The sequence below is a fragment of the Algoriphagus sp. PAP.12 genome, assembly GCF_026652115.1.
Taxonomy (GTDB): Bacteria; Bacteroidota; Bacteroidia; order Cytophagales; family Cyclobacteriaceae; genus Algoriphagus.
In genome coordinates this window covers 336,719-353,731 of record NZ_JAPPSQ010000001.1, presented here as the reverse complement: position 1 = coordinate 353,731, position 17,013 = coordinate 336,719, and the positions used below count along the sequence as shown (strand labels likewise).

The 17,013-nt window shown below is 39.0% G+C and carries 14 protein-coding genes; 7 read left to right on the top strand and 7 right to left on the bottom strand.

Annotated features, from left to right (window positions below; all coding sequences use genetic code 11):
- Positions 1 to 77 precede the first annotated feature (77 nt).
- Complete coding sequence (locus O0V13_RS01460) at positions 78 to 368, top strand: hypothetical protein (RefSeq protein WP_268033216.1); 291 nt, start codon at positions 78 to 80, stop codon at positions 366 to 368.
- A gap of 1 nt (position 369) precedes the next feature.
- Here O0V13_RS01460 and rlmF read toward each other — a convergent pair whose 3' ends face one another.
- The 3 genes from rlmF to O0V13_RS01445 all read right to left on the bottom strand — a co-directional run bounded on the left by rlmF (position 370) and on the right by O0V13_RS01445 (position 3,629).
- Entirely contained in the window at positions 370 to 1,302 is a 933-nt protein-coding gene (gene rlmF / locus O0V13_RS01455) for a 23S rRNA (adenine(1618)-N(6))-methyltransferase RlmF (RefSeq protein ID WP_268033215.1), read from the bottom strand.
- 22 nt (positions 1,303 to 1,324) lie between these two features.
- Positions 1,325 to 2,053, bottom strand: coding sequence for an SIMPL domain-containing protein (locus O0V13_RS01450; protein WP_268033214.1), 729 nt, complete (start codon positions 2,051 to 2,053; stop codon positions 1,325 to 1,327).
- Positions 2,054 to 2,147: 94 nt separating this feature from the next.
- Complete coding sequence (locus O0V13_RS01445) at positions 2,148 to 3,629, bottom strand: M14 family zinc carboxypeptidase (protein ID WP_268033213.1); 1,482 nt, start codon at positions 3,627 to 3,629, stop codon at positions 2,148 to 2,150.
- Between the two features lie 82 nt (positions 3,630 to 3,711).
- Here O0V13_RS01445 and O0V13_RS01440 point away from each other — a divergent pair, with 82 nt between their 5' ends.
- On the top strand, positions 3,712 to 4,722 hold the full coding sequence (locus O0V13_RS01440; protein WP_268033212.1) for a dipeptide epimerase: 1,011 nt from the start codon (positions 3,712 to 3,714) through the stop codon (positions 4,720 to 4,722).
- A 117-nt stretch (positions 4,723 to 4,839) separates the two neighbouring features.
- Here O0V13_RS01440 and O0V13_RS01435 read toward each other — a convergent pair whose 3' ends face one another.
- Positions 4,840 to 5,535, bottom strand: coding sequence for a response regulator transcription factor (locus O0V13_RS01435; RefSeq protein ID WP_073571319.1), 696 nt, complete (start codon positions 5,533 to 5,535; stop codon positions 4,840 to 4,842).
- Positions 5,532 to 7,247, bottom strand: coding sequence for a sensor histidine kinase (locus O0V13_RS01430; protein WP_268033211.1), 1,716 nt, complete (start codon positions 7,245 to 7,247; stop codon positions 5,532 to 5,534). Before O0V13_RS01430 ends, O0V13_RS01435 begins: the two co-directional genes overlap by 4 nt.
- 191 nt (positions 7,248 to 7,438) lie before the next feature.
- Here O0V13_RS01430 and lysA point away from each other — a divergent pair, with 191 nt between their 5' ends.
- The 5 genes from lysA to O0V13_RS01405 all read left to right on the top strand — a co-directional run bounded on the left by lysA (position 7,439) and on the right by O0V13_RS01405 (position 14,975).
- The gene (gene lysA, locus O0V13_RS01425) at positions 7,439 to 8,671 is read left to right on the top strand and encodes a diaminopimelate decarboxylase (RefSeq protein ID WP_268033210.1); all 1,233 of its coding nucleotides are present in this window, start codon (positions 7,439 to 7,441) and stop codon (positions 8,669 to 8,671) included.
- A 211-nt stretch (positions 8,672 to 8,882) separates the two neighbouring features.
- Positions 8,883 to 9,917, top strand: a complete 1,035-nt coding sequence (locus O0V13_RS01420; protein ID WP_268033209.1) for a PorP/SprF family type IX secretion system membrane protein — start codon at positions 8,883 to 8,885, stop codon at positions 9,915 to 9,917.
- Positions 9,918 to 10,319: 402 nt separating this feature from the next.
- A complete protein-coding gene (locus O0V13_RS01415; protein WP_268033208.1) occupies positions 10,320 to 12,368 on the top strand; it encodes a gliding motility-associated C-terminal domain-containing protein in 2,049 nt (682 codons plus the stop codon).
- A gap of 3 nt (positions 12,369 to 12,371) precedes the next feature.
- Positions 12,372 to 13,397: a PorP/SprF family type IX secretion system membrane protein gene (locus O0V13_RS01410; protein ID WP_268033207.1), complete on the top strand. Its 1,026-nt coding sequence runs from the start codon at positions 12,372 to 12,374 to the stop codon at positions 13,395 to 13,397.
- Between the two features lie 48 nt (positions 13,398 to 13,445).
- Positions 13,446 to 14,975 carry a cryptochrome/photolyase family protein gene (locus tag O0V13_RS01405; protein WP_268033206.1) on the top strand — a complete coding sequence of 510 codons (1,530 nt, stop codon included), beginning with the start codon at positions 13,446 to 13,448 and terminating at the stop codon, positions 14,973 to 14,975.
- On the opposite strand, the gene O0V13_RS01400 is transcribed toward O0V13_RS01405, so the two are convergent.
- Together O0V13_RS01400 and O0V13_RS01395 are read right to left on the bottom strand one after the other, a co-directional pair.
- Positions 14,972 to 16,051 carry a porin gene (locus O0V13_RS01400; RefSeq protein WP_268033205.1) on the bottom strand — a complete coding sequence of 360 codons (1,080 nt, stop codon included), beginning with the start codon at positions 16,049 to 16,051 and terminating at the stop codon, positions 14,972 to 14,974. The genes O0V13_RS01405 and O0V13_RS01400 overlap by 4 nt on opposite strands.
- Positions 16,048 to 16,971, bottom strand: coding sequence for a mechanosensitive ion channel family protein (locus tag O0V13_RS01395; protein ID WP_268033204.1), 924 nt, complete (start codon positions 16,969 to 16,971; stop codon positions 16,048 to 16,050). Before O0V13_RS01395 ends, O0V13_RS01400 begins: the two co-directional genes overlap by 4 nt.
- Between the last annotated feature and the right edge of the window lie 42 nt (positions 16,972 to 17,013).

Here is a 17,013-nt window from a genome sequence, read left to right as displayed (position 1 = left end):
TTCGGAACCTGTTTTTGCTTTATTCGGTATAGGTATTGGACTTTAGGATAAAGTCTTTGAATACTAAACCAAATACTATGGAAGCTACCACACATCCATTCAAGGACTCTGGTTCTAACAGGATTACTTTTATCATCCATGCGGCCATTACACTTGTGATTCTGTTGATTGCAGGCTTCTTTCAGGGCTTTGGATTTGAAGGTGTTTTATTGCCTTTGATTCTGACTCCGATTGCTGCAGGTGTCAGTGGAATTATCTTTAAAAACACGGAGGAGTTGAGGTATTCTTCCGGTATGAAAATGGGATTCGGATGGGCAATTGGATTTGCAGGTTATCTGGTTTTGATCCCGATGGCCTTGGCACTATAACTTACGTCCATCGAAATTTTCTCCAACTCTCCTGCTGTTTGGGGGAAAGGTATGTCCAGGCCAAAAGTCTGGATTTTTTATTTCCCTGTGACATTTCGACAATCTTGCTTTCTGCGATTCCAGCTTTTTTCAAGAGTGATTCTAAAGGCTTGAGATTTGATTCTTTTGATACCAAGGATGTGAACCAGAAGACTTGATGCTTAAACAGTTGGCTTTCCTGAATCATATTGCTGAGGAATTGCTTTTCTCCGCCTTCACACCAAAGTTCACCAGATTTTCCTCCAAAATTCAACTCTGACTTCTTCAATTTCAAGTTCTTCTGTTTTCGTTGAGTTCCTTTCTTGGCTTCAGCCTCTGACTCATGAAAAGGAGGGTTGCACATCGTCAAATCAAAAAAATCATCCGGCTGAATGATTCCTTCAAAAATACGATTCGAGACCGATTGCTTCTTTAGCTCGATTTTTTGATTCAATCGAGGATTTTTAGAAATGATATTTAGAGCGTTTTGAAAAGAAATAGGCTCCATCTCCGCTCCTATAAAATTCCATTTGTAGATGGAACTTCCCAAAATTGGATAAATCAAATTCGCTCCGGCACCAATGTCCAGAACCTGAATCTTATTTCCGATTGGGATTTTTCCTTTGTTTTTTTCAGCTAATAAGTCAGCCGTAAAGTGAACGTAATCAGCTCTTCCGGGAATAGGAGGACAAAGGAATCCGTCAGGGATTTCCCAGAATTCGATTTGGTAATAGGTTAAGAGTAATGCTTTGTTGAGACTAATTACGGCTTTTGGATTTGAGAAATCCAAAGTTTCATTTCCGTATTCATTGGTGAACACAAACTGAGAAAGCTCAGGAAATGCTTCGCTGAGCTTATTGAGATCGTATCTTTTTTGATGGAGATTTCTAGGATGAAGTCCGGATTTTTCGGCCATGGTCAAAGGTAAGGCCTAGAATTTAATCTACCTCAAAAACCAGTTTCATCGTGATGGAAGCGGTTTTGTTTTTGGAGCTGGTATTGAATGCTCCTCCCCATGAATAATCCTCCCCAGAATTTTGACCTGTGATCTGGAATACTCCCATATTGGCAGAAATCAAATCATCCAATTTGGAACCAGAATTTTCAGCGATTTTTTCAGCGCGCACTCTGGCATCTTCTGTAGCCTTCGCGATCATTTCCAGTTTCAAAGATTCCAATTCAGTATAGTAGTAGCGCGGTTGCTGAGAATAAAATGCGATTCCTTGATTGAGTAATTCTGTGATTTCACGGCTGATTTTTTCTACTTTTTCTACCTCTTTGGATTCGATCTGGAGTGACTGGTTGAGTTGGTAGCCGGTAAAAGTCTGTCCCAGATATCTTCCGTCATCTGAGTAATTTTGGCGGTATTGTGGATTGGTAGTCACAGCATTGAACACCAATTGGGAGGCTGGTATCCCTTTGCTTTCCAGATATTCCGTCACCGCTTTTCTGTCCTTTTCCAAATTGGCATAGGCCGTTTGAATATCTGAACTGTTTCTGCTGAAATTTCCATCCCATACGATCAAGTCCGATGTAAAGTTGCTTTCTCCTAATCCTGTGACATTGATGGTGCCTTGAGCTCGGTTTCTATTGATGATGGCATTGCCCAAAACAATGGCCGCTAAAACAATAGCAACTGAAAAAATGATTGCCGTAATTGATTTCATAACAAATTGATTTAAAGTTATAAACTAACTAAAAAGTAGAAAACAAAAAACCCGCCATTGAGACGGGTTTTCAGGTTTATTAGAAATTTTAACTTTAATAAATGACCTGCTTGAATAATTGATCTTTAGGATTGGCCAAGTCTATCCAATATCCGTTGACAACAGCGTATTTTAGCTCTGTTCCATCTGAAAGGTAGAAATTCGTTTTGGAGCCGGTTTTCCATCCGGAAGGAAAAGTTTCAGTACTTTGTAAGACCAAAATTGGCAAATTGTGAAGATCTCCTGCCGTTGCATTTTTTACTTTTACTGCCAAAAACCCTTCCCTTAGAAGTTCATAGGCTTTTTCAGATGTGATTTCCGATAGGTTTTCAAAAGGAGTTTCAAAGACCTTTCCTTCTGCATAAGTCAATCCGCTTGCATCCTTTTCCTCAAATCCAAAGTAAACCTGCATGTCACCCAAATCGACTACGGATCCTGTTACATAATAGGTATCTTCTGCATTGGTTTCTCCTCTTCTGATTGACAAGTCAACCGGGAAAGTTTTTCCTTCAACTTCCACATTCATTTCTTCGATTTTCAGATCCACCATTTGTAGATCATTGTCTGGGATCGAAAAGTATTGCTCTGTGGTAAATTGCTCATAGCCTTTAGTAGCAATTTGCTCCAATGCATTCAAAATAATCATGAAGTTGAGCTTTCGAATATATTGCTTTTCCGGATCACCGACATATCCTCCCGATTCGATCAAAATGGTGCTTGTTCCCCATTTTTGAATATTGTCACCAAATGCTCTTGGCTCAAAGGAATCGTCATATTTCCCAACTCCGTTTGGAATTACTTGTTGAAGAACTTTGTCCATGCCAACGATGATTTGCATTGCTTTGGCTCTTACATCATTGACATCTCTTTCATAATTGTATCCTGGAGCCAATACAGAGATCGTTACTTGCTGGGGAGTGTTGACAACATTGTAATAGATCTGCTGATCGTGTAGATTAAATCCAAATTCCGGTTCAAATGAATCTCTGGCTCCTTTTAAGATGATTGCTTCTGGAGAAATCTGAGAAATTGCGTCTCTATTCAAGTCAATATCCAAGGCGTTTCTTCGCTGAAATTTATCTGACCCATCTGGATTGATCATTGGTATAAACTTGATGTGTAAGTTTTCCTTCAGAGTCGTCCTCAACTCGTCGAATCCATCTCCAGAGGCTTCCAAAAAGTTGAATAAATCAAATAAGGCCATCGTAGCGGTACTTTCGTTTCCGTGCATTTGAGACCAAAGCATCACTTTCGTAGGACCATTTCCCCAATCCAATGAAAAAATACTTTTTCCTTCCACAGACTTGCCTAACTCTTCGACTTTGAATGAATTGGCGTGCTTTTCAATAAGAGGCTGAAGATCCGCATGCTTGAATCTACGATGTGTAATAGCTGCTTCTTTGTTTTCCTCATAGGCTTGTTCGAGTTGCGAAACTTCCAAATGAGGTAATTCATTATCTGTTGCTGTTTTGCATCCACTTATAAAAACTAAAAACAGCAAAAACAGGCTAAATTGATTTCTGTTGATTAATTTCATGTCTTCAAATGATAGGGAATTAAAACTAGGTAAATCTGTTCAATTTCTCCTGATTCTGAATAAAAAAGCTAAAATTCAAACTATGAAACTCTCATATCAAGTTTATGACCTTCCCTTGAAGCATACATTTACCATAGCTCATCAAAGTCGTGATATTCAGGATACGCTGATTGTAAAGTTGGAAGATGCAGGTTTTTACGGTTTGGGAGAATCAACTACCAATCCATTTTATGGGATTACTATTCCCAATATGAAATCGGTTTTGGAGGAGTTTCGTCCAATTGTAGAAGGAGGAAACTGGGAAAGTCCAGAGGAATTATGGGCTTTGGGAAAGGATGTTTTTAAGAATAATCCTTTTGCTCAATGTGCATTGGACATGGCCGCTTGGGATTTGTTCACCAAGAAGAAAGGCTTGAAGCTTTATGAATATTTGAAGTTGGATCCATCTGGAATCCCGACAACCAATTTTACTGTCGGCATAGATACTATCGAAAAGATGGTTCAAAAGATGAAAGAGGTGGATTGGCCTATTTATAAAATCAAACTAGGAACTCACGAAGATTTGGCAATCGTCAAAGAATTGAGAAAACATACCGATGCTGTTTTCAGAATTGATGCCAATTGCGCTTGGTCAGCTGAGGAAGCGATCCGTAATTCGGAAGAGTTGGCAAAATTGGGAGTTGAGTTTATGGAGCAGCCTTTGGGAAAAGATGATTTGGAAGGGATGAAGGAAGTTTTCAAGTATTCAAAGCTTCCAGTAATGGCTGACGAAAGCTGCATCGTAGAATCAGATGTAAAGAAATGCCATGGCCTTTTCCATGCGATCAATGTGAAGTTGGTAAAGGCGGGAGGAATTACTCCTGGATTGAGAATGATCTATGAAGCAAAAAAATTGGGAATGAAAACGATGGTGGGCTGTATGACAGAATCATCGGTTGGGATTTCCGCAATCGCTCACATAGCCCCATTGTTGGATTATGTGGATATGGATGGAGCGATGCTTTTATCCCAAGATCCAGCAAGAGGTGTTGAAATAACTCCTGAAAAAGTCACTTTCCCAGATCGACCCGGGGTTGGAGCCGAATTGGTATGATGATAAAGCTCTAAACTCTTTAAGGGTTTCAAACCCTTGAAGTTTATTTTTTAAAAACAAAAAACCCGAAGATCATTACCTTCGGGTTTTTTAGGATTTATTGTTGTAGTGTCGGTTTTATGCGTCTCCAACGATCAGTTTGAAGCCTTCACCATGAACAGTGATGATCTGAACTTTTGGATCGTCTTTTAATATTTTTCTGATTTTACTCAAGTATACATCCATGCTTCTCGCATTGAAATAACTGTCGTCTCCCCAGATTTGCTTCAGGGCATGGCTTCTATTAACAAGCTTATTCATTTCAGCAGCTAGAATTCTAAGCAATTCATTTTCTTTGGAAGTGAGTTTATGCTTTCCTTTTGGCCCATCTAGAATCTGCTCATCATAGTGTAGCTCGAAATCACCGAATTTGTAAACCTTCAATTGGGTTACTTCCTGAGACTTTTGAGTTCTTCTCAAAATTGCCGTAACCCTCAGCAAAAGCTCTTCCATGCTAAAAGGCTTGGTGATATAGTCATCCGCACCAATTCTTAGCCCTTCTATGATGTCATCTTTTTGATTTTTAGCAGTCAAAAAAAGGATCGGAAGATCATCCTGGACTTTTTTGATTTCTTTGGCAAGCGTAAAACCATCCTTTTTGGGCATCATGATATCCATCAGACAGAGATCATATTTGTCCTTCTTGAATTTGTTCCAGCCTTCTTCTCCATCTCTGCAAAGAGTAGGTTCATAGCCTTTCATTTCCAAATATTCCTTGAGGATATCACCCAAATTTGGGTCATCTTCCACTACTAATAGTTTCGCTTTGCTCATTGTTTTTTGGGTAGATTTATGGTAAAAGTACTTCCTTTTCCGAGTTCGCTTTGGACTGAAATACCTCCTTTATGTGCTTCCAGCATGGTTTTCACATATGAAAGTCCCAATCCAAAACCTTTGACATCATGGATGTTTCCGGTAGGAACTCTATAAAATTTATCAAATATTTTTCGTTGAGCATCTTTGCTCATTCCTATTCCTTGATCTGAAATATTCACATATACTTGGTCGGAATCCTCCCAAGCCCGAATTTTTATTTCAGGACTTTCAGGTGAATATTTATTTGCATTGTCCAATAGATTGTTGAAAATATGAGTCAAATGGAACAAGTCTCCTTGCACTTTTCCAGATGTCAATTCATTTTCAAATTCAATGGATCCTTCCCTCTTTTCTACTTGAAGAGAAATATGGTCCACTGTTTCTACAAGTAGCTCAGATAAATTAACTTCTTCGATTTTTAGTTTGAAATCCTTTTTATCCAACGCAGCAGCCTGAAGAACGTTTTCAACTTGTGCCACAAGACGTTTGTTTTCGTCTTTTATAATTCCCAAATATCTTGCCCGAAATTTATCTTGAGAGGAGAGTTCCGGGTCTTGTAGGGCCTCTACAGCCAAGCTCACAGTTGCCAATGGAGTCTTGAACTCGTGAGTCATATTGTTGATAAAATCGTTTTTAGTTTCGGAAAGGGCCTTTTGTTTGAAAATGACTCTAATCGCATAAATGAAGCACCAGATGATTATTCCGATGAAAAGGATAGATGAAGAAACAGGAAGCCAAACCTGACGAATTACGTGTTGGCTTTTATCTGGAAAGTAGATGAAAAGGTAGTTTTCTTTATTTCCGAAAATGTCATTTGGAAAGAGTTTAGCCTGGACTCCATATTGTACCAATCGGAATGGTTCTTTCACTTGTCCAATAGGCATAAGAAGTTTATCATCTTTCAAGAGTCCCAATTCAAAGTCTTCGTAAATACCGCGTTCAAGCAGGTGGTTTTTTACCAATTTTCGAACTTGTGAGGTGTCTAGTCTGTCAAGAATGGCTTGATTACCAGCTGATAATTCTTCCCAAGCCTGATTGATCATATCGATCTTAAGGTTTGTTTTTTGGATCTTTTGAAGCTCTTCCTCTGAGATATTTATTTGCTGGTCAAGTCTTTGGTCTAAAGAAGGTGGAGCTTGTGTGAGGCTGTAGACCTCCATTTTACTTATATACTGAAGCTGTCTTTCCTTCTCTTCTAAAAGGACTGCCATCTCATCTGGAGTGAAGATTTTGGAGGCTACTTCAGGGGTCATTCGAGTAAAAAACGTCTCCAATTCATTCATTTCTGAAATATTTATCCCTCTAGATTCCAGCATCCTTTTGAAAGTTGCACTTACTTGAGGGACTGGCTCCATATTTAAAGTGTCGATAATAGAAGGGCCTCTTCGAAAACTTTGCCGAGACTTGATTTCGAAATTAATAGGTTCAATTTTTTCAAATAATGATTCTTGTAAAGCAGGATCATTGATCAATTGTCCCAAGAATATGTCAGTGGCCTCACTTTTCTCCAATTGATCCACCGTACCAGTCAAGGCTTGATAGACATCTTGGTCGAAGCGATCTTGATAAATACGAATGGCATTATTCACCCAGTAATACTGAAAAGCCACCAAGCCAAGGCTGGCAACTGACATCAGAACGATAATAAAGGTGATTTTACTCTTGGACATGCTACAAATTTAAAGGCTTTGTGAGGCCATATATTAGGGTTAACAATATTTAACGGGCTGAGCTAAAGGTGCTTTCTGTTCTTTTCGCCTCATAAATAGTGTATTTGTCAACATATTTAGTGCTGGAAAAGATCCATTATTCTTCTTCATTCCGGGCCTATTTTTCTATCTTTGAACGCAAATTTCAAACCATGTCAAGCGTTCAAAAACCTACTCAGATTCAAGGTATTCCTTTTGCTTCCATAGCGGAGGAGTTTGGTACTCCAGTATATGTTTACGATGGAGAGAAGATCACTAGTCAAGTCAAAGCAATACAAAATGCTTTTTCTTCTATTCCTCTCAAAATCAAATATGCTACCAAAGCACTTTCCAATATCAATATCTTAAAATTGATTAAAAAAGCTGGTGCTGGAATTGATGCCGTTTCTGTAGAAGAGGTCCGCTTGGGTATGTTGGCGGGTTTCAATGCCGAAGAAATCATGTATACACCTAGTGGTGTTGGGTTTGAGGAGATTGAGGAAGCCGTTGCTTTGGGAGTAATGATCAATTTGGATAGTATTCCATTGATGCGACAATTCGGAGAAAAGTATGGCTCGACTGTTCCTGCATGTATTCGAATTAATCCGCACATCATGGCGGGAGGCAATTTGAAAATTTCAACAGGACATAAAGCCAGCAAATTTGGGATATCAGTAGATATGCTTCCCGAGATTTTGGATGTTGTGAATGAGCAGCAATTGAAAATTGTTGGACTTCATATTCATACTGGCTCAGATATTTTGGACGCCGAGATTTTCTTGAAAGGTGCAAATGTCCTTTTTGATGCTGCCAAACAGTTCCCTGATTTAAGATTTATTGATTGTGGCGGAGGGTTCAAAGTAGCATATAAAGCGGGAGATCCGTTCACAGATATTGAAGAGGTTGGAGAAAAAGTAAGTAAGGCTTTCAGAGATTTCTGCGATAGATACGGGAAAGAGCTGGAGCTTTGGCTAGAGCCAGGGAAGTTTTTGGTAAGTGAGAGTGGCTATTTCTTGGTTAAGGCCAATGTAGTCAAAGAAACTCCTTCAATCACATTCGTTGGGGTTGATTCAGGTCTAAATCACTTGATCAGACCCATGATGTACGACGCGTATCATGATGTATATGCACTGAATAATCCGGAAGGAGATGAGGCTACCTATAATGTGGTAGGTTATATCTGTGAGACAGACACTATTGCAGCCGAAAGGCAAATGGGAGAGGTGAAGCCCGGAGATATTTTAGTAATTAAAAATGCAGGAGCCTACGGATTTAGTATGGCTTCGAATTATAATTCAAGGTTAAGGCCTGCTGAGGTTTTGGTTTGGGAAGGGAAAGCACAATTGATTAGGAAGCGAGAAACCTTTAAGGATTTAACTCATAATCAAGTGATTCTGAATTTATAGAAAATCATTCATTGTTTTTTTAAGGGCTTTGGTATAGTTATTGAGTAAAGAGATGGAGTTTTTGTAGGGTTCTACAAATAATTATATCAAGGTCTGAAACAATATGATTGATCGCCCCAATCGTAAGCCCTAGTAGTTTCACAACCTAAATGAATCTAGATTTCGACGGGAAGGTTAGGAAGCTTTCCTTTTTTGAAATTGGGGGATCGGTATGAAGAAAAGGATATTAATTGGGATGCTTTTTTTGATGGGGCTTAGTTTGATTACTAAAGCCCAGGATGTACAGTATTCCCAATTTTATGCTGCCCCTCTTTATTTGAATCCAGCTTTAACAGGAGCATCCGAATTGACAAGAATTGGTGTCAATTACCGAAATCAATGGCCTGGTCTAGACCAAAATTTCAATTCTTATTCATTCTACATCGATCATTACATCTTTGACTATAATAGCGGTATTGGTCTTATATTTAATGGAAATCGAGAAAGTATGGCCAATTTGGCTACCAATGAAATTGGTCTTTCTTATGCCTACAAATTGCAACTGGGAGAGGATACCTATTTCAGATTAGGTGGTCAGGCTAGTTACATGCAGAGAGATGCGTTCTTCTCGGACTTGGTCTTTGGAACTCAAATAGACATCATCAATGGATCAATTGGAGGAATTACCGATGAACTTGATGGAATCCCCATCGATAGTAGATACAACTTTTTTGATTTTGCTTTCGGAGGTATGTTCTATACTAATAATATTTGGTTGGGAGCATCTGCCCATCATTTGAGCGAGCCTAATGTTTCTTTTGTTGAAGGCAATATCTCCAAACTTCCCATGAAGATTTCCGCTCAAGGTGGGATCAAATTTGACCTTACTGGTGGAAGAAGGGATTATTTTACACATGCCTATCAAGAGAGAGCAATTTCGTTTGCCTTTAATTACAAACAACAGGATCCCTTCAATCAGTTAGATATTGGAACACAACTGTATTTGGACCCTTTGGTATTGGGATTATGGTATAGAGGGCTTCCTACCAAAAACTCACTTCCTAACAACGAAGCGGTAATTGGCTTAGTAGGCGTATCCTTGCCAAGTGGTTTGGACATAGGATATTCTTATGATGTGACGGTTTCCAAACTGGGTTTGAAAAACTCAGGAGGAGCCCATGAAATCTCCATAACCTATCGATTTTTGTGGGGAGATCCCAAAAGTAGAAATCAAAGAGCAAGGACAATTCCATGCTTTAGATACTGATTTTCAGCAATTCTATTTGATCCGGGGAAAAATTTAAAAAAAATTCAAAAAATTTTTAAGGCCTGATCTTCAGGCCTTTTTTCATTTCATATCCTAAAAAAAGCTTCATTTCCTGTCTTTTTTGAAAATGGTAGAATTTGAAGAAAAATAATACTTTTTAAAGCTACATTTCATTTTTAGCACTTCATACGAAACGTTTGCATAAACGAATTATTATATTCTTATTTCATGAAATATTCAAAAAAATAGAATATCATTTTGTTGTATTTGATTTACAAAAAATAATATTCTAAAATATGAAATACACAAAATAAGATTTATAAGGCAAATTTTACCGGATAAAATCGTCTCTCAGAGATTCAAATGGAAAAAAGGCTTCAAACATATAGGAAAATTGCAATCGTGCTCATATTGAGTATTGGATTGATGATTCCTGCCTTTGCCCAATTTTCTTTTGAAATCCCAAATGAGACCAATGATAGAATTCTTTCCTATGATGGTATTCAAGTTGAGGTATCTGGAAAGCTGGCCCTTTGTTCTCATCAGGAGAGAGGCCATATTATTTTGGATGTAAAAGGAGGCACTGCCCCTTACACTTTCTTATGGAATACAAACGAGACGACCCAAAATAGGACCAATCTTTTCGCGGGAACTTATACAGTTGAAATTACTGATTCTAAAGGCTTGAAATATGTAGAGCGTATTGTAGTTCAACCTCCTTTTCCACTCATCTTAGAAGATATCGAATTGAAAGATGCTACCTGCGGAACAGGTAATGATGGCTATGCTAAAATCGCCGTGAAACTCGGCCGGAATGAATACGAGGATGATAATGTTCCATATAAAATTTATTGGAGCAATGGTCTTGAGAATGTCTGGGAAGCTGATAATCTAAAACCTGGTACCTATACAGTTCGGGTTGCTGATAAATATAACTGTGATATCACAGTAAGTTTTGAGATTAAAGCTGCAGCAGAAGGTATTTCAGTCGACGAAAGTATTTCTGATGCTTCATGTGGGGGAAATTCCGATGGGAATATTTCCCTTGCTGTTTCTGGAGGAGTTGCTCCTTATAGTTATTCTTGGAGCAACGGTTCGACTGTAAAAGACCTGTTAAATGTAAAGCCAGGAATCTATGATGTTTTGATCTTGGATAGTAAGGGTTGTTCCTTCCAAGGATCCTATAGAATAAATCAACCGGAAGAAATCGAAATTCAGGAAGCAATTTCAAATCCAACTTGTGAAGGTTCTGAGAATGGTAAAATCGACCTTCAGGTAAGTGGAGGCACCGCGCCTTATTCATATACATGGAGCAATGGTGCAAACACAAAATCCATTGAAAATTTAGGTGCTGGAACATATTCAGTTTCAATTTCTGACGCCTCTGGCTGCAGCTTCCAAAAAACATTCTCGATTCAAGCAGACGCTCCATTAGAACTGGAGTTAGTTCAATCCAAAGGAATCAGCTGCTCGGGAGAAAATGATGGAGAAATCGAGATAGCAATCAGTGGGGCAAAAGGTGATGCCAAAATTCTTTGGTCCGATGGGGTTGAGGGAGAAACTCATCGCCAAGGCTTAGCCGCTGGAGAATTTGAAGTACAAGTTTCAGATGCTAGTGGTTGTACTGTTTCTCAAGTTATTCAATTAACACAAAGCGCTGCAATTCAAGCTAGAATAGAAAGTGTGCTAGATGTCAATTGTGAAGTAGGATCGGTGATGGGAAATGCTTGGGTATCTATTCAAGGAGGAATTGAACCTTATCAAATCACTTGGAGCACAGGTGAAGAAAACAAGCGTGAAATCACCTTTAATAAAACGAGCACATTAATAGTAACAATAGAAGATGCTCTGGGTTGTAAGGTTCAAGCAGAAGCTAAAGTCGACTTCCCTTCCAATGCAGTTTCCCAAAATGGAAGATTGCAATTCAATTATAGAAAGCTAGAGATCAACTCAGAACCTGAAGTATTGACAGATGAAGAAATTCTATTTGAAAGTGTTATCGATCCAGAGTTCATCGCTTGGCAATGGGAATTTGGAGATGGAAATACTTCTAATGACAAAGATCCCATTCACGTATTTGAATCCCCTGGAACCTACGAGGTAAAACTTACAGGTTTCGATATATATGGTTGTTCTTCTTTTGAGACCAATGCAATTGAAGTAACCTCGATTACCCCACAAGTGGTCATTCCAAATGCTTTCACGCCCAATGGAGATGGTTTGAATGACACATTTATCCCAAAAATGAAAGGCATCAATTCATTCTCCATGGATGTCTTCAACACTTGGGGAGAAAAATTATACACAACAACAGGGCTAGAATCCAAAGGCTGGGACGGTACCTACAAGGCACAATCCCTTCCTGCTGGAAACTATCTGTACAAAATCACCTATACCGACCGGGAAGGAACCCAAACAGTCCGAACCGGCGGTATCACCCTAATCAGATAGATAATGAGAAAAATCTACATGTTTATCATCCTCAGTATTGCCAGCCTGAGCCTGAAGGCTCAGGATGTGCAATATTCTCAATTCTATGCCAATCCCCTTTACCTAAATCCAGCAATGGCTGGAGCTTCGGAAATGACAAGAATTGGTGTAAGCTACAGAAATCAGTGGCCAGGATTGGATCAGTCTTTTACTTCTTATTCAGCATATATAGATCATTATATATTCAGCGCGAATAGTGGAGTAGGTTTGATATTCAATCAGTCAGAACAAAGCATGGCTAATCTTCAGGTATCTGAAATTGGTGCTAATTATTCTTACCGTGCTCGATTGGGTTTCCGTTCTTTCCTGAGAATTGGTGGACAAGTTTCTTATATGGATAGAGATGCCTATTTCGGAGATTTGGTCTTTGGAAGTCAAATAGATGATCAGACTGGTTCCATTGGAGATTATTCAGGAGAAAATTTAGGAGCCGATAGCCGACACCAATTTGTTGATTATAGTTTCGGTGCCTTATTTCACAATGATAATTTCTGGTTGGGTGTTTCTGCTCATCACGTAACTCAGCCCAATATCTCTTTCTTAGATGATCAAATCAGCGAACTTCCCTTAAAAATGTCTGCTCATGGTGGTGTGAAGTTGGATCTATCCGGAGGGACTTCTCAGGAATACTTTACTCATAGAACCGGTACCAAAGAACTAACTTTTGCATTCAATTATAAAAATCAAGGCCCTTTTTCTCAATTGGATTTAGGGACTCAAGTTAATATTCAACCCCTTGTTTTGGGAGTTTGGTATCGTGGAATTCCCGTTTCAGACAACTCGCAACCTAATCATGAGTCAGTCATAGCCCTAGTAGGAATTTCATTGGGTGGAGGATTAGATGTAGGCTATAGCCATGATTTCACACTTTCCTCCCTCGGCAATGCGAATACAGGAGGCGCACATGAGATTTCATTGCGCTATAGCTTCCTGGCAGGTTCTGCAAAAGGAAGAGGGAGAAAATCCTCCATGCCTTGTTTTAAATATTAATTAAAACAATCAACCAATAAAAAGGCTTACTAATGAAAGCCTTTTTTTATGTCCAAAACGCTCAGATTAATATTAGGAGATCAGCTGAATTCAACTCACTCTTGGTTTGAGTCTCCGGATGAAAATGTCATTTATCTGATGGCGGAAATGCGGCAAGAGACTGATTATGTAATGCATCATATTCAAAAGATGATGGCTTTTTTTGCGGCAATGAGATGCTTTGCAGATCAACTAAAAAATGAGGGTAAGCAAGTCAGATACTACAAATTGGATGACCCAGAAAATCCTCAGAAACTGGATAAAATCATTGACCAACTCATCCAAAAGGAAGCTATTGAAAAGTTTGAATACCAGCTTCCTGATGAATATAGGCTCGATCAGCAACTTAAAGATATTTGTAAGTCGATTTCCATAGATAGTGAGCCTTTTGACACAGAGCATTTCCTTACTGAACGCTCCTTTTTAGCTCAATTTTTTGAAGGAAAAAAGACTTTCCTGATGGAGTCTTTCTATCGTGAAATCAGGAAGAAATTTGAAATCCTAATGGATGGAAAAAAGCCTGAGGGTGGAAAATGGAACTATGATCACGATAATCGATCTGCTTTGATAGATAAGAGATTGCTCCGAAAGAATCTTGAATTCAAGCATGATTTGAGTGGGATCTTTCAAATGATTCAGGATCAGAATATCAAAACCTTTGGTAATGTAAATCCAGAAGATTTTCAATGGCCCATCTCCAGAGCCGAATCCTTTGACATGTTGGATCATTTTTGTGAAAAATTATTGGTTCACTTTGGCGACTATCAGGATGCATTGACTACCTGGGATCCTTATTTATTCCATTCAAGGTTGAGTTTTGCTCTCAATACAAAAATGATTTCTCCACTTGAAGTTGTACAGAAAGTGGAGTCTCACTGGCATAGGAAAAGGGATGAAATTTCCATTTCTCAAGTAGAAGGATTTATCAGGCAGATTATTGGCTGGAGGGAATATATGAGGGGAATTTATTGGGCAAAAATGCCAGAATTCTCCAAAATGAATTTCTTTGGACATGAGAGGAGTTTGCCTTCCTGGTTTTGGACAGGGAAGACCAAAATGAAATGCCTTTCAATGTCCATCAATCAAAGTTTGGATTTGGCTTATGCTCACCATATTCAAAGGCTGATGGTAATAGGAAACTTTGCTTTATTGGCGGGAATTGATCCTGACGAGGTGGATACTTGGTATTTGGGGATTTATATCGATGCAATTGATTGGGTGGAAATCACCAATACACGGGGGATGAGCCAGTTTGCAGATGGAGGAATTGTGGGGACCAAACCCTATGTTTCTTCAGCCAATTACATCAAAAAGCAAGGTAATTATTGTTCTCATTGTGCCTATAGCCCCAATCAAAAAACTGGAGATAAGGCATGCCCTTTCAATAGTTTGTATTGGCATTTCTATGATAGAAATCGAGAGCTTTTGGAGAAAAATCCACGAATTGGAATGGCATATAAAACTCTAGATCGAATGAAAAATAAAGCCCAGATTCTGAAACAGGCAGATGAATATTTAGGACGGATCGAGGAGCTTTAATCAAAGTTGAAAGCCAAGGAAGTCAACACAAAAAACATATTTGAATTGGCTATATCATCCTGAAATCCCAAGTAAGCTCTTCCCGGGGCGTCCAGATATCTTCCTTCTATTCTCAGGGTCGCGAAATTTTCAAAAATGTAATCCACATTTAGAGATAATCCACTAGTTTTTATTCCCAAATTCGAATAGCTAGTGGCGATAGCTTGAAATTCATCATCGTAATGCTCTACACGGAAAGCCGTGGCAAAATTCTCAGTAAATTGATAGTGGGTGATTAATGCAAATCCCCACCAATTAGGATTGAATCCATCAGGAATTGTCCTTTTTCCAGCATCCAAAGCAGCTTTTACCTTCCATTTTTCTCCCAAATCAAATTCTCCATATAGATTACTGAAATAAAGCATGGTTCCAGCTTCATTACTCTGATCGGTTCCCAAGAAAGTAGACCAATTGAAAGTGGTTTTTTCCGAAGGAGTAAATTTAGCTTGTGTCCCAAAAGAAGGCTTGTTTCTTCCTTGGATAAATTGAACTCTCTGCCAGCCATTCAATACCAAAAATGCAAAGTACCAATCTTCGCTTTTTTGCCAGCTCAATTGTCCGCCTGTTTCGAAATAGGGGCTGTTTTCGGCAATAATGGACCTTGAAAGTGTCAAATTATCCGTAGAAACTGCACTTTCAAACCCAATATGAGAAGGCAATACACCTGCATCTATCCAGATGGTTTTTTCGGTGTTCAATGCATAGCCTACATTTGCCTGATTGATCCAACGAAGGGCTTTAGGTTCAGCTGAATAATTATCTTGGGCATAGGTTCCCTGGTGCAAACCTAAGTTTGCTCTCATTCGATCCGCTTCTACATTGAATGTGATCAAGGCAAGGTTGACTGCAAAACGATTGGCTCTGGCATGGTTGTAAAGGAAAGGCAATCGCTTTGGGCTCCCTGCCTCATCCTTGAAGTCGGAACCATAATAGAGGTCTAAAAAACCAGAAACTTCCAGTGAGGCTTTCTTTTCTCCCTCTTGAGCTATTGCTGAAATGCATAAAAGTGAAAGAAGAAAGAAAGCTACGATTTTCATTTTTCAGTTGGTTCTTGATCTAAGGCTATCCTAGTTTTCGGGAGTGACTCAGGAAAATTCTTCTGAATAAATTCGATCATTTTTTCCCGAACATGTACTCTCAGATCCCAGGCAGTTGGAGAGTTTTTCGCTGAAACTAAAATACGACTTTCTACAGTTCTTTCCTTTGCTTCAGTCACTTGTAAAACTTTCACTTTTTTGTCCCAAAGAGGAGTATTTTCCAATATTCTATCTAATTCTTCTCTTAATGCCTCAAATGAGACTCTGTAATCAGTATATAAAAACACTGATCCGATGATATCTGCTGAGGTTCTCGTCCAGTTTTGGAAAGGCTTTTCCAAAAAATAAGTCGTGGGCAAAACGAGCCTCCTTTGGTCCCAAATCCGCACCACCACATAGGTCAGGTTGATTTCTTCAATCCATCCCCACTCGTTTTCAACCACCACGGCATCGTCTAATCGGAATGGCTGTGCAAAGGCAATCTGAATCCCAGCAACCAATGTTCCTATGGCTTTTTGTGCACTGAAACCAATGATGATACCTGCCAATCCTGCTGATGCAAATACCCCAACACCAATTTTTCTGATCTCCTCAAAAGAAATCAGGATTAACCCGATTCCAAGTACTATGATGACGAAATTTACGATTTTCTGAAGAATATTGAGTTGAGTATAGACTTTTCGAGCCCTCAGATTGTCTTCCTTCCCGATATCAAATTGTTTTAGAAAGACTCGCTTGAGAATCCCCGTTAAAACTAAGAGACACCAAGTAAAGCCAGTTATTATCAGGACTGTATTGATATGTGGAAGCCAACCAAAAATTCCTTCCCAATTTTGTGATTCCCCTCGAAAATAAAGTTTGGCAGCCACCAATAGGATAGTCACCAGAAGAGGAAAAATTAATCTTCTGTAGATTTTCATAAGAATAGTAGGTTTGAGTTAGGGGAGAAGTTAAACAAGGAT

Excerpts from the sequence above, each read along its gene's own strand:
- O0V13_RS01460 (WP_268033216.1), top strand. The coding sequence starts at position 78 with ATGGAAGCTACCACACATCCATTCAAGGACTCTGGTTCTAACAGGATT.
- rlmF (WP_268033215.1), bottom strand. The coding sequence starts at position 1,302 with ATGGCCGAAAAATCCGGACTTCATCCTAGAAATCTCCATCAAAAAAGA.
- O0V13_RS01450 (WP_268033214.1), bottom strand. The coding sequence starts at position 2,053 with ATGAAATCAATTACGGCAATCATTTTTTCAGTTGCTATTGTTTTAGCG.
- O0V13_RS01445 (WP_268033213.1), bottom strand. The coding sequence starts at position 3,629 with ATGAAATTAATCAACAGAAATCAATTTAGCCTGTTTTTGCTGTTTTTA.
- O0V13_RS01440 (WP_268033212.1), top strand. The coding sequence starts at position 3,712 with ATGAAACTCTCATATCAAGTTTATGACCTTCCCTTGAAGCATACATTT.
- O0V13_RS01435 (WP_073571319.1), bottom strand. The coding sequence starts at position 5,535 with ATGAGCAAAGCGAAACTATTAGTAGTGGAAGATGACCCAAATTTGGGT.
- O0V13_RS01430 (WP_268033211.1), bottom strand. The coding sequence starts at position 7,247 with ATGTCCAAGAGTAAAATCACCTTTATTATCGTTCTGATGTCAGTTGCC.
- lysA (WP_268033210.1), top strand. The coding sequence starts at position 7,439 with ATGTCAAGCGTTCAAAAACCTACTCAGATTCAAGGTATTCCTTTTGCT.
- O0V13_RS01420 (WP_268033209.1), top strand. The coding sequence starts at position 8,883 with ATGAAGAAAAGGATATTAATTGGGATGCTTTTTTTGATGGGGCTTAGT.
- O0V13_RS01410 (WP_268033207.1), top strand. The coding sequence starts at position 12,372 with ATGAGAAAAATCTACATGTTTATCATCCTCAGTATTGCCAGCCTGAGC.
- O0V13_RS01405 (WP_268033206.1), top strand. The coding sequence starts at position 13,446 with ATGTCCAAAACGCTCAGATTAATATTAGGAGATCAGCTGAATTCAACT.
- O0V13_RS01400 (WP_268033205.1), bottom strand. The coding sequence starts at position 16,051 with ATGAAAATCGTAGCTTTCTTTCTTCTTTCACTTTTATGCATTTCAGCA.
- O0V13_RS01395 (WP_268033204.1), bottom strand. The coding sequence starts at position 16,971 with ATGAAAATCTACAGAAGATTAATTTTTCCTCTTCTGGTGACTATCCTA.